The sequence below is a fragment of the Halovivax limisalsi genome (assembly GCF_023093535.1).
GTDB lineage: Archaea > Halobacteriota > Halobacteria > Halobacteriales > Natrialbaceae > Halovivax > Halovivax limisalsi.
Map to the genome: position 1 here is coordinate 3,123,114 of NZ_CP095757.1, position 12,816 is coordinate 3,135,929.

Here is a 12,816-nt window from a genome sequence, read left to right on the forward strand (position 1 = left end):
CGGAATCCCGACGATCGGCCAGCTGGCAGCGGTCAGCAACCGACAGCCGTCGACCCGCCAGTCCTGCGTCGGGACGGTCGCCGGGGATTCATCCCGTTCCCTCGGGCCTGGAAGAGGGCAATATGTTGATTACCGTCCGGACGGAAGGATCGAACAGACCGATGAATATTGCTGACATCGCGACTCCGGAGTACCTGGAGGTCGACGTCGGGACGCGCATGGGGAAGATTCGGTCGTCGTTCGAGAACGGCAACCCCAAGGGGATCATCGTCACCGACGACGGCGAGTACGAGGGCGTCATCAGCGAGCGGGAGGTGCTCCAGAGTCACGTCGAAGACGACGCGAAGGTCTCGTCGCTGCTCAAGCCGAGCCGGTCGGCGCCGGCACCGACCGTCGAGCGCGACGAAGACGTACGCGAGACGGCGCGGATCCTCATCGAGAGCAACGCGAAGATCGCGCCCGTCTTCGAGAACGGCGACCTCTGGGGGGCGATCACCGACGACGCGATCCTCGAAGCGGTACTGGACAACCTGGACGCGATCACCGTCGCCGACGTCTACACCGAGGACGCGATCACCGTCACCGAGGACGACGGGATCGGCAAGGCGATCAATCAACTGCGAGAACACGGCATCTCCCGGCTCCCCGTTCTGGACGAGAGCGGCCTCCTGACGGGCATGGTGACCACCCACGACATCGCCGACTTCGTCATCAGGAAGAACCAGCGGATGACCCAGGGCGACCGCGTCGGCGACAACGAGCGCATGCTCGACGTCCCGATCTACGACATCATGAACAGCCCGGTCGAGACGACGACGCCGGCGACGACCGTCCGCGAGGCGGTCGAGTCGATGCTCGAGTACGACTACGCCGGCCTCGTCGTCACGCCGAGCGACGACGACCGCCAGATCAGCGGCGTGATCACGAAGACGGACGTCCTGCGGGCGTTGACCTACACCGAGGAGGACCAGATGGACGTCCAGATCACGAACATCTCCCAGCTGGGGGCGATGAGCCGGGCGGACGTCGTCGAGAGCATCGAACAGGTGGCGGACAAGTATGCGAAGATGCAGGTCCACCACGCCCACGTCCGGTTTCACGAGCACAAGGAGAAGCTCCGCGGCCAGCCGCTCATCCGGTGTCAGATCCGCCTGCGCACCAACAAGAGCCAGGTCGCCGGCTCCGGCGAGGGGTACGGCGCCGAGAACGCCTTCCGCGTCGCCCTCGACAAACTCGAGCGCAACGTCCTCGAACTGAAGGGCATCCAGAGCGACGAGGAGTACCGCGGCCAGCTCCTCCGGAAGCTGAACGAACTATGACATCCGCCGCGCCCTGAAGGGCGCTGTCGGCGTCCGACGGAAATTACGGGTGCGGGGCGGAGTCGCCGCCGCGAAGGCCCGCCGACGTGATCCGGAACTGGACCGAGTCGCCTTCGGGTTTGGCCCGGTGCTTTTCGAGCGTGGCGCGGCGATTGCCGCCGCGAAAGCGATCGATTCGCACGATGGTGCCCGTCCAGTGATCGAGCGTGTTGCCGCCGAGCGCCCGGGTCCGGTTGGCGTCCGGATCGGCGAAGACCTGGTTGGTGATGACGACGGCGATCTCGTGTTTTCGTGCGAGCGAGAGGAGGTGGGTGATCTGACTGGTCACCTGGCGCAACGCGTCTCCCGCGTGTTCGTCACCGCCGCGCTCCAAGCGATAGAACCCCGTCGCGCTGTCGAGGACGATCAGGTCCGCCCGGTCGGCGAACTCCTCGGCGTCGCGGACGGCTTCCGCTTGCTCCGAGAAGTCGAGCGCCTCCTCGATGACGATCCGGGAGGCGATCGACTCGACGTTGGCCACGTCGTCGGCGTCGCCGTCGACGCGCGCCGAGAGGAGCTGGTCGAACCGGTCGACCGACAGCCCCTCCGTGTCGATGTAGACGACCGTCCCGCCGTCGGCCGCGGCCTCGACGGCGCCGGCGAGCGCGAGGTTCGTCTTGCCCGCGGCCGGCGGGCCGTACAGCTGCGTCACCGTACCGCGCTCGAACCCGCCGCCGAGGAGCTCGTCGATCGGCTCGCACCCGGTCGAAATCGCCGCTTCGTTCACGACGCGCACTTGGGACCGGACGGCAAAAAGCCCCCGGAGAGTCCGCGAGCGATCGCGTCGTGTCGGTCCGCCCGTCGGTCGAGCCGCGGATTACGGCCGATATCGGCGCTCCGCGCTCGGAAATACCGTGAGAAATCGAGCCGTGTCGAACGCGGTCACCGAAGCGCGACGCCGCGCGTCGAGAGGTACTCCGAAACGTCTTTGATCACGACGGGACTGCCGATGATCCGGCAGGTCGAGTCCGACTCCTCGACGATCGTGACGGTAAACCGGTCGTCGAGTTGCGACTCCAGCCGGTCGATCGTCTCCCGGGGGACGACGATCTGTGTGCTGTCGCGCAACATCGACGCGTCGGGCATGCCTCACCGTTTCGCCACCGTGCGTTTATACGTACCGATCGCCGTTTCCAGTGGTGGCGTGACGGGTAGCGCGACCGGAGCCGAATATCAGCGCCATCCGGTGGTGACGAGTCGGATGACCGGGCGGCAGGGGGCGTCGAACTCCGAGAGTCACGTTCGGCGATACCCGGGGCGTCGGCCGGTCGGCAGGCCGACCGCATCGACGCGCATGGAAAGGGTTTTTCGACGCGACCGGCCACCTATGAACGCATGGGGCTCGAGGAGGAGATCCGCGAGATCGAAGAGGAGATCGCCGAGACGCCCTACAACAAGTCGACGGAGGCCCACATCGGACGGCTGAAGTCGAAACTCGCGGAGAAAAAGGAGAAACTCGAGAAACAGCAATCCGGCTCCGGCGGCGGTCCCGGCTACTCCGTCGAGAAACACGGCGACGCGACCGTCGCGCTGGTCGGCTTCCCGAGCGTCGGCAAGTCCTCGCTGTTGAACTCCCTGACCAACGCTGAGAGCGAGACGGGCTCCTACGAGTTCACCACTCTCGACGTCAACCCGGGCATGCTGAACCACCGCGGGGCGAACATCCAGCTGCTCGACGTCCCGGGGCTCATCGAGGGTGCGGCGACGGGGAAGGGCGACGGCAAGCAGGTCCTCGCCGTCGTCCGCAACGCGGATCTGATCGTCTTCATGCTCTCGGTGTTCGAGATCGAGCAGTACGACCGCCTCCGGGAGGAGCTGTACGACATCAACATCCGCGTCGACGAGGAGCCCCCGCGGGTGACGGTGCGCCCGAAGATCAAAGACGGCATCAAGATCACCTCGAGCGCGGAGCAGGACCTCGACGAGGAGACGATCAAGGACGTTCTCCGCGATCAGGGCTACGTCAACGCCGTCGTCAACCTCCAGGAGAACGTCACCATCGATCGGCTGGTCGACGGCCTCATGGACAATCGCGAGTACATCCCCTCGATCACCTGCGTCAACAAGGTCGACCTCATCGAACCCAACTACAAGGAGACCGTCGACGAGCAACTCCGCGAACGCGGCCTCGATCCCGACGAGGTGACGTTCATCAGCGCCGAGCAGGAGAAGGGTCTCGACGCGCTCAAAGACCGCATCTGGGAGAACCTCGGGCTCATCCGCGTCTACATGGACAAACCCGGTCGCGGCGTCGACCGGGAGGAACCCCTCGTCGTCGAACGGGGCACCACGATCGGCGAGGCAATCGAGAAACTCGGCGGCGAAATGGAAGCGCGGTTTCGCTTTGCACGCGTCTCCGGGCCGAGCGCAACCCACGACGAACAGCAGGTCGGCACCGACCACGTCCTCGAGGACGAGGACGTCCTGAAGCTGATTCTTCGACGGTGATCGGTCCGCACCCGGGCGGCCGGTCCGCCGCGAGAAGAGTAATTTTATCTGTCACCTTTGTCAAGGGCCGGTGATGTCCTCCCCAGACGCGCTGGAGCGATACGGGCCGTCGGTGGCCCTCGTCGTCGGCATCGCCGTGTTGATCGCGACGCCGCTGGTCCTGCCCGGCCCGGCGGTCGCCGACGGGCCCGAGTACCGCTACACCGCCGTCGAGCTCGAACCGGGGGACGACGGCGTCACCGCGACCTACGCCCAGTTCGACGAGACCGGCCCCGTGCCGACGCTCGAGGGAGTTCCGTGCACCGACGTCGAGGCGGACCAGTTGTGCTACCTCGTCGAGCAACTCGCCGAGGGAGAGCGCGTGGAGGCAGTGCCGGTCGCGGGCCACTCCACTCCGGATCCCGTCTTCTGGAACGGGACGTTCTACGAGTTGACCCACACCGAAGGGGACGATCCGGCGATGCGACTCGCACCGTGGGACGACGGCGAGGCGCTCGCGCACCTGGCGTCGGAACCCCGTCGGTTCGGCGCGCCGCCGACGCTCACCGACGCCGAGCGCCGCGCGATCGAGAACGGGACGGTCCGGACGACGGACCCGCGGGCCGTCCGGACCGGCCGGGTGTACGACCACGAGGGCTCGTACTACGCGTTCGAACTGACCGGCCGGTTCGCTCTCGACGCGTGGGACGTCTGGCCGCCGAGACTCCTGACTGCGGCCGGCTACCTGTTCGGTATCGGACTGATCGCCGGGGGCTACCGCGTGAAGAACTGAAACAGGCGGTCCGCGACCGGATCGGTTCCCCGACGGGACCGCCTTCGCGACAGCGCGACGACGCCCAGAAGCACCCGGAGATGGCCCCGAATGTGTGACGACGATCAGTCGATCCTCAGGAAATTCAGCCCGTATCGCCGACGCAGTAAGGACGAACGAACACATAATCTTATAATAACCGGTACTGATACCTGCACCCATGTCAGACTTTGGCGCACTATCGTTGCTCCCACCGTTGCTGGCGATCGGCCTGGCGATCGTCACGCGAAAAGCGGTGCTGTCGCTGTTTCTTGGCATCTGGTCGGGCGCGATCCTGTACGCCGCCGGACCGGATCCGCTGGGCGACCCGATCGGGTGGCTCGACGGCGTCGTCTCCGACGGTTTCGGAATCTTCACGACGTTCGACTGGATCGTCGCGGGGATCATCGCCGACGATGGGTTCTACGCGCAAATTCTGGTATTCACGTTGCTGCTCGGCGCTGGGGTGTCTATGATATGGAACCTGGGCGGTTCCTACGCGGTTCGCGACTGGGCGTTGCAACGGTTGCACACGCAACGAAGTACGACGTTCGTTGCCTGGTTGCTCGGCCTCGCGATGTTCTTCGACGATTACGCCAACACGGCCATCGTCGGCTCGTCGATCAAGGACGTTTCCGACGAGATGCACGTCTCTCGAGAGAAACTGTCCTACATCGTCGACTCGACGGCCGCGCCCGTCGCCACCCTCGTTATTTCCTCCTGGATCGCGTTCCAGTTAACCGAAATTCGAGACGCGTACGACGAACTCGGACTGGCTGAGCATCCCGACGCGATCGAGGTGTTCATCGAATCGATCCCGTACAACATGTACGCCATTCTGGCGATCGTCATGGTACTTATCATCGTCCTCACCGGTCGTGATTACGGTGAGATGCTCACCGCGGAGCACCGGTCGTGGTCGACCGGAAAGGTGACGCGCGACGATGCGCAGCCGATGCAAGACGTTCAGAGCGACCTCGGCGAACCGCACGCGGAGAACCCACGCCTCGCGAGTTTCTTCACACCCGTCGTCGTTCTGCTGATCGTGACGCTCGGAACGGCGCTCTGGACGGGGCTGCCTGCAGATCCGTTGTCAGTATTCCTCGAAGCGCCGGGTGAAACGCTGTACAACGCGGTCATCAACGCGAATTACGCCTCGGCGCTGGTCTACGGTTCGTTCGCCATGGTCGCCTCCGGCTTCGTCCTCGGGAAGGTCTACGGCGTCATGGACGCCGGCGAGTCCACCGATGCGACAATCGACGGTTTCGGCCTGATGCTGACGGCGGTCTCGATCCTCGTCCTCGCCTGGGGGATCGGCACGGCCGTCGGCGCGCTCGAGACGGGCGTCTACGTCGCAAACGCGATCGGTGAGACCTTACCCCCGTCACTGCTGCCGGTCGTCGTCCTCGGAACCGCGGCGTTCATCGCCTTCTCGACCGGCACCGCCTGGGGGACGATGGGCATCCTCACGCCGATCGCGATCCCCGTCGCGTGGTCGATGACCGGCGACCACACGATGATCGCCGCCGTCGTCGGAATGATCTTCTCCGGCTCGATCTTCGGCGACCACAGTTCGCCGATCTCCGACACGACGGTCCTCTCGGCGACCTTTACCGGCGCAGATCTCGTCGATCACGTTCGCACGCAACTGCCCTACGCGATCACCGTCGGGCTGGTCTCGGCGTTGCTGATCACCGTCTGGGGCATCACGCGCGTCACGCCGTTCGTCCTGCTCCCGATCGGCGTCCTCCTCCTCGTCGTGTTGGTCTACGGCCTCTCGGAATTCGACGCGCGACGGAAGGGCGTCGATCCCGTCGCGGCCAACGGCACCCCTGTCGGCGGGGATCGCGTCGGACCGACGGCGGAGGGCGGGCCGACGACGGACGGCGGTGCAGGCACCGGCGACGAAGCGGCCGAGTAGGACGAGCGACGACGCTCGCGGACCGATCACCGCCTTCGGCACGTTTTTTCGCCGCGACCGCGTACGGACGCCCATGGACGGCATCGTCGATCACACCATGATCCGCGTCTCGGACCTCGAGGAATCGCTGGAGTGGTACCGGACCCACCTCGACTACGAGGAGAAGGATCGCCACGAGGGCGAGGATTTCACCCTCGTCTACCTCGGGCCCGAGAATATGCACGACGACGGCGCGATGCTCGAACTCACGCACAACCACGGCACCGACGACGTCGAGATCGGCGACGCGTGGGGCCATATCGCCGTCCGCGTCCCGGAGGGCGAACTCGAGGACTACTACGACCAGCTCATGGACGAGGGCGTCGAAGACTACCGCGACCCCGACTCCTGCGGCGGCCACTACGCCTTCGTCACAGACCCCGACGGCCACGAGATCGAGATCGTCCAGCGCAACCCCGATCAGGGCGCGCTGTGGTCGATCGACCACGCGATGATCCGCGTCGAGGACGCCGACGACGCGCTCGGCTTCTGGACCCGGAAGTTCGAGTACGACGAAGTCGGGCGCTGGGAGGCCGACTCCTTCGCGAACTACTTCGTCGAACCCCGCGACGCCGCCGACGAGGCCATGGCTGTCGAGCTGACCTACAACTACGACGGGCGATCCTACACCCAGGGCGACGGCTGGGGCCACCTCTGCGTCCGCGTCGACGACCTCCACGACGACTGGGAGACGCTCCAGACGCGCGAGGCCGACGACTACCGCGACCCGGCCGACTGCGACGACCTGTACGCGTTCACGCGCGATCAGGACGGCCACGAGATCGAACTGCTCGAACGCGATCCGACGGCCGACTCGCTGTTCCCGTTCTGAGCGTCGACAAAAAGTGACTTCGAGGGCGGCCCGTTACTCGACGATCGATTCGGCGACCGAGCGCAACGTCTCCTCGTCGGCAGTGCCGGAAACGCTGTAGGTGAGGCCGTCGGACGTCCACCGGATTGACGTCGACGAAATGTTCATCACCTCGGTACTGGTCAGCGTCGCCTCCACGTCACCGATCGTGATCGACTCGCCACCGACTCCGGACGCGGCGCCGGTCGGGGATTCGGCGACGGAGACCGTCAGGCGGTCCTCACCCTCGGCCGCGTACTGGAGGGAGGCCGTAACGCCGTTGAGACCCTCCATCGTCGTCGCCGACTGGAACGCGTACCCCTCCGGAACGGACGGTTTCGGCACGTCGAACGGAGCGGCCGCGTCGGCGGCAGAGACGTTTTCGTGCGTCGTCATGGACCCTTCACCGAAGTCGACGACCTCGGCGTCCGCCGGCGGCTCGAACGAGAACAGGTCCGACGAGACCGACGCGTCCGGCTCGAAGGACTCCATCGTCATCGTCATCGAGGTCTCCGCCGGTTCGCTCATCGTAACCACCTGCTTGAGCGGATAGTAGGTCTCTTCGTCGATCCACAGGGTCATGTTCTCCGGTGCGAACGGCGCCGAGTCGTCACCCGACACGTCGAGAATCGTCGTCTCGCGGCCCGCGATCGTGTCCGTTCCGACGCGTTCGGCGTCCATGTCGTCGACGCTCCCGGAGAGGTTCTCTGCCATCGCAGCCATCTCTTCGGGATCGAGCCCGAGGTCCATCTTCATGGCGCGGTTCTGACCCTCGTCGTAGATCCAGGTCGTCGATCCGTTCACCACCATCACCGTCGGCTGGGTGGCGGCGCCGTCGCCCTTGACGAACTCCATGCGGATTGACTCGTCGGGCCCCAGCCAGAGGTCGTAGGTTACCGTCTGATTCATCGTCTCGGTATCCATCTCCATCGTCATCGTCGCCTGGACCGAATCGAGCTCGGTGTGAGCGGACTGGGATCGTTCCAGCAGTTCGTCGGCCGAGAGTTCGTCCGACGCCGGCTCGTCCGCGGACTCGGTATCGTCGAGTCCGAGGGGACCGAGACAGCCGGCAGTCAGGAGCACGGTGACCACTGCGAGCGTCGCGACGGTCGAACGGAGTGTCTGCATTAGTCAATTGCCAGATATGACTGGGTTAGTTAAAGACGTTACTATTCGTGTGCGAACGACGGCGACGTACTGCGATCGTCCCGGCCGACAGGCGACTCGGCCGGCAGCTTCGATCGCGGATAGGAGCGGTTCAGAACGGCCGGCCTGGTCGGTCGTACTTGTCGGCAGGGTCCGGCCCTCAGTCGTCGGCGGCGGCCGCTTCGACCTCGCTCGCGGCTTCCCGGTCCAGTTCTTCCAGGTACTCGTCGGCGTCGATTGCGGCCTTCGAACCCATGCCCGCGGCCGTGACGGCCTGCTGGTAGTGGTAGTCGACGACGTCGCCGGCGCCGAAGATGCCGGGGACGGCGGTCTCGGTCTGGCCGCCACCCTCGCCGCCCGCCGTCTTCAGATACCCCTCGTCGTCGGTTTCGACGCCCGTGCCCTCCAGGTAGTCGGTGTTGGGCGTGTGACCGATGGCGAAGAAGACCGCGCCGACGTCGAAGTCGAACTCCTCGGTCGCAGGGTCCTCGAGTTTGTCCGTCGGGTGGCCCTCCGGGTGTTCGACCAGCGTGACGTGATCGACGCCGTCCTCCTGGGAGCCCCGGATCTCGACCAGTTCCGTGTTTTTCATGATCTCGATGTCGTCGTTCTCGACTTGCTCCCGGACGCGGTCGATCCAGTAGTCCTCCGCGCGAAAGCCCTCGCGGCGGTGGACCAGATAGACCGTGTCCGCGAACTTCGTCAGGAAGGTGGCCTCCTCCATCGCGGCGTCGCCGCCGCCGACGACGAGCATGTCCTCGCCGCGGAAGAAGGCGCCGTCGCAGGTCGCACACGTCGAGAGCCCGTAGCCCATGAGTTCGTCCTCGCCGGGGATGCCCAGCGTGCGTGCGCTCGCGCCGGAGGCGGCGATGATCGCGTCGGCGGTGTAGACGTCGCCGTTCGTCAGTTCCACGCGGAAGGGCCGATCGCTCGCGTCGACGGAGTCGACGACGCCGTTTCGCGTTTCGGCGCCGAACTGGCGGGCCTGTTCCTTCATATTGTTCACCAGTTCCGTCCCGTCGATCCCGTCGGGGAAGCCCGGATAGTTCGCGACGTCGGTCGTCAAAGTGAGCTGGCCGCCGGGCTCGTCGCCCTCGATGACCAGCGGCTCGTTGTTCGAGCGCGCGGCGTAGATCGCCGCGGTGAGCCCCGCGATGCCGGTGCCCGCGATGATGAGCCGTCGGTGCTCGACGACCTCGTCGGTGCCGCCGTCGGTCACGAGACCGAGTTTCTCGTCGAGGGCACCGGTCTCGTTCAGCGCGCTCGTCTCGTCCCAGCCGCCGATCAGTTCGTCGTCGATGAACACTTCGGGGGCCGTCCGTCGGCCCTCGGCGCGTTCGACCATCTCCTCGAACAGGGCGTCGTCGCCCGTCACGTTGTACGTCTCGTACTCGACTCCCTTCTCGTCGAAAAGGGCTTTCGCCTTCTCGCAATACGGACAGGCCTCCTTGGTGTAAATCTCTACCCGGGGCTGCTCGCTCATGTGAAACCTATTGGTGGAGGCGTCCTAAACGCCTTGCGTTCGCTGCAACCGGTGTGTATACCCCTCTCAGTCCCAGAGACGGCCCGCTCTAGTACGGACGGTCACTCCAGCGCTCCCAACGTGTTTACGGCTTCCACTCGCAATCCTCCGAGTATGACCGCAGATCTCGCGGAGAAGACGGATCGATACGAAGGGCTACTGGCGGAGGCACTCGAAGCGGCGACGACGGCTCCGCCGGCGGACACGCCCATGGCCGACGCCGCCGACGAGTGTCGCGAGATGGCCGCCTCCTACCTCGAAGACGGGAGACACTTTCGGGACGACGGAGACCTGGTCAACGCACTGGCCTCGTTTTCGTACGGGCACGCCTGGCTCGATGCGGGCGCACGCATCGGCCTTTTCGAGGTTCCAACTGAGGGACACCTTTTTACCGTTTGAGCGTGAGCCACCCCGCCAGTCTATCACGATCGATCCTCCAGTTTCCGAAAGGTACTTTACTATTTGGGCGGATATTTTATATTGCAGCCGACACACTTAAGTATGCTCGCCGATTACACTACGTTAGCTGGTTGCCCGGGAGCATTTCTTCTGGTTTCCCCACCCGGCAGCCCCGAGTGACGATCCATCATGACCGATACACAAATCCGAACCTACACGGAGGAACGTACGCGAACCGAGAACGAATCGGTCGCCGAGAACGAACAGGAGCACTGTCCGGAGTGTGGCGGCCGGCTGGTCTCCGACGAAGAACACGCGGAGACGGTGTGTGCGGACTGCGGCCTCGTCGTCGAGGAGGACGAGATCGACCGCGGGCCGGAGTGGCGCGCGTTCGACTCGGCCGAGCGCGACCAGAAGTCGCGTGTCGGCGCCCCGACGACGAAGATGATGCACGACCAGGGTCTGTCGACGAACATCGGCTGGCAGGACAAGGACGCCTACGGCAAGTCCCTCTCGAGCCGCCAGCGCCAGAAGATGCAGCGCCTGCGCACCTGGAACGAGCGCTTCCGCACGCGCGACTCGAAGGAGCGCAACCTGAAGCAGGCCCTCGGCGAGATCGATCGCATGGCGAGCGCGCTCGGCCTGCCCGAGAACGTCCGCGAGACGGCGTCGGTCATCTACCGCCGCGCGCTCGAGGAGGACCTCCTGCCGGGTCGCTCGATCGAGGGCGTCGCGACGGCGTCGCTGTACGCCGCCGCCCGCCAGGCGGGCACGCCGCGCAGCCTCGACGAGATCTCGCAGGTCAGCCGCGTCGATCGCATGGAGCTCACCCGGACCTACCGCTACGTGGTCCGCGAGCTTTCGCTCGAGGTCAAGCCCGCCGATCCCGAGCACTACGTGCCGCGATTCGTGAGCGGTCTCGACCTCTCAGACGAGACCGAACGCACCGCTCGCGAGCTCCTCGAGTCGGCTCGCGGCGACGGCGTCCACTCGGGCAAGTCGCCGGTCGGCCTCGCGGCCGCCGCCGTCTACGCCGCGGCGCTGCTCACCAACGAGAAGGTGACCCAGAACGAGGTCAGCGAGGTCGCCAACATCTCCGAAGTGACGATCCGAAACCGCTACAAGGAGCTGCTCGAAGCCTCGGACATGGCCGCCCCAGCCTGAGAACGGCCCGCGTTCGACCGCTCGGCCGGATCGTCCGCTCGCGACGTCCCACCCGGGCAGGAACGTTTTTACAATCCGGTGTGCAATGACGTGGCATGGACGAGGCCACCGTGCGATTACTCTGTCCGGAGTGCACCAAGGACTGGCAAGTCTCGCCGACGGAGCTACCCGCACCCAAAGATCTCTTTCACTGTCCGAACTGTCACGCCAGTCGACGAACGGCCGAGTTTACGCGAACCGACCGCGATTTACGGACCCTGAAGACGCTCGGGTGAGCTGTCTTTCCGGCAGGAGTCGGCAGTCGGACAACGCTGTCGCGACCCGCCGCTCGCTTTCGCGAATCCGTCCCGGTTTCGCGCCCGAGGTCGACGTCTCGGTATCGGCTGCCGGCTGCCTTCTCCCGGCCGCAGTCGCAATCTCCTGGCTCCCGGCCGCAGCCCCCGGCTTCCCAGACCGTCGATCGGCTCCCGTCCGGCGACGGAAGGAGACCGTTTGCAGCGGGTGGTCCCGAAACGCCCGGAACTACACCGCCGGTCACAAGTGACTGACGGGCGCCGCAAAAGCCGTCGGGTGTGAAACGAGCGCACCGCGAGCACTGGACCCGCCGAGCTGGCCGCGGTGGGTTTCCACGCATCGACGGCGCTGGGAGCCCCCGAGACCCACCGCGGCTGAAATATCTATCGGCTTTAGTATACGAGCTCGATACGATGGGACGAAACGATCGATTACGTCGGTCACGTACGGCGTTTATCCACTCGGAAGCGGAGAGAAGCTGACTTCGAAATTCTTATACCTTTGGGCCGGCGTCGCGAGTAGCGTGGTAACGACCCTCAGGATAATAATATAACCCTGCAGTTGGTAGGGTGAGGTGCTTATGAAGAAGCAGGAGCTCATTCACCTTCACGGCCTTCTTGCAGAGGTATCGAACCAGTGTGCCACATGGGAGAACTGCACGATCGACCTCGGAGAGTACGAGTCGCTCGGTATTCGGCCGACATCGATCCACAAATCGAAAACCGATCACAAGGACGCTGTTTTTGCGCTGGCGGGCGGCATTACCGAGCACATGAACGCTGACGGTGACGAAACCGAAACGGTCGCCGCGACTGCTGATTGAATTCGTTGCTACTCTCCCGAGACGCGGCGTTTCATCACCGATAGCGCCCGGAGTGACAGTAC

13 protein-coding genes are annotated in these 12,816 nt (G+C 65.1%); 9 read left to right on the forward strand and 4 right to left on the reverse strand.

The features are described 5' to 3' along the window. Positions 1-161 precede the first annotated feature (161 nt). Positions 162-1,319 (forward strand): CBS domain-containing protein, encoded by a 1,158-nt coding sequence (locus MXA07_RS14590; protein ID WP_247729322.1) that lies wholly within the window; start codon positions 162-164, stop codon positions 1,317-1,319. A gap of 43 nt (positions 1,320-1,362) precedes the next feature. Here MXA07_RS14590 and radB read toward each other — a convergent pair whose 3' ends face one another. Together radB and MXA07_RS14600 are read right to left on the reverse strand one after the other, a co-directional pair. Further along, entirely contained in the window at positions 1,363-2,085 is a 723-nt protein-coding gene (radB, locus tag MXA07_RS14595; RefSeq protein WP_247729323.1) for a DNA repair and recombination protein RadB, read from the reverse strand. A 155-nt stretch (positions 2,086-2,240) separates the two neighbouring features. Beyond that, positions 2,241-2,444 carry a VNG_1110C family protein gene (locus MXA07_RS14600; RefSeq protein ID WP_247729324.1) on the reverse strand — a complete coding sequence of 68 codons (204 nt, stop codon included), beginning with the start codon at positions 2,442-2,444 and terminating at the stop codon, positions 2,241-2,243. 249 nt (positions 2,445-2,693) lie between these two features. Between MXA07_RS14600 and MXA07_RS14605 the strand changes: the two genes are divergently transcribed. From MXA07_RS14605 to MXA07_RS14620, 4 genes are all read left to right on the forward strand, one after another. Next, the gene (locus MXA07_RS14605) at positions 2,694-3,806 is read left to right on the forward strand and encodes an OBG GTPase family GTP-binding protein (protein WP_247729325.1); all 1,113 of its coding nucleotides are present in this window, start codon (positions 2,694-2,696) and stop codon (positions 3,804-3,806) included. 73 nt (positions 3,807-3,879) lie between these two features. After that, positions 3,880-4,578, forward strand: a complete 699-nt coding sequence (locus MXA07_RS14610; protein ID WP_247729326.1) for a hypothetical protein — start codon at positions 3,880-3,882, stop codon at positions 4,576-4,578. 199 nt (positions 4,579-4,777) lie between these two features. Beyond that, entirely contained in the window at positions 4,778-6,517 is a 1,740-nt protein-coding gene (locus MXA07_RS14615) for a Na+/H+ antiporter NhaC family protein (protein WP_247729327.1), read from the forward strand. A 73-nt stretch (positions 6,518-6,590) separates the two neighbouring features. Further along, positions 6,591-7,388: a VOC family protein gene (locus MXA07_RS14620; protein ID WP_247729328.1), complete on the forward strand. Its 798-nt coding sequence runs from the start codon at positions 6,591-6,593 to the stop codon at positions 7,386-7,388. Between the two features lie 33 nt (positions 7,389-7,421). Here MXA07_RS14620 and MXA07_RS14625 read toward each other — a convergent pair whose 3' ends face one another. Continuing rightward, positions 7,422-8,534, reverse strand: a complete 1,113-nt coding sequence (locus MXA07_RS14625; RefSeq protein WP_247729329.1) for a DUF2092 domain-containing protein — start codon at positions 8,532-8,534, stop codon at positions 7,422-7,424. Positions 8,535-8,712: 178 nt separating this feature from the next. After that, complete coding sequence (locus tag MXA07_RS14630; protein WP_247729330.1) at positions 8,713-10,035, reverse strand: FAD-dependent oxidoreductase; 1,323 nt, start codon at positions 10,033-10,035, stop codon at positions 8,713-8,715. Between the two features lie 153 nt (positions 10,036-10,188). On the opposite strand from MXA07_RS14630, the gene MXA07_RS14635 reads away from it, so the two are divergent. From MXA07_RS14635 to MXA07_RS14650, 4 genes are all read left to right on the forward strand, one after another. Next, entirely contained in the window at positions 10,189-10,473 is a 285-nt protein-coding gene (locus MXA07_RS14635) for a DUF357 domain-containing protein (protein WP_247729331.1), read from the forward strand. 189 nt (positions 10,474-10,662) lie between these two features. After that, entirely contained in the window at positions 10,663-11,637 is a 975-nt protein-coding gene (locus MXA07_RS14640) for a transcription initiation factor IIB (protein WP_247729332.1), read from the forward strand. Positions 11,638-11,732: 95 nt separating this feature from the next. Further along, entirely contained in the window at positions 11,733-11,912 is a 180-nt protein-coding gene (locus MXA07_RS14645) for a DUF7836 family putative zinc-binding protein (protein WP_247729333.1), read from the forward strand. Positions 11,913-12,511: 599 nt separating this feature from the next. Then, complete coding sequence (locus tag MXA07_RS14650) at positions 12,512-12,754, forward strand: UPF0058 family protein (RefSeq protein ID WP_247729334.1); 243 nt, start codon at positions 12,512-12,514, stop codon at positions 12,752-12,754. Positions 12,755-12,816 lie beyond the last annotated feature (62 nt).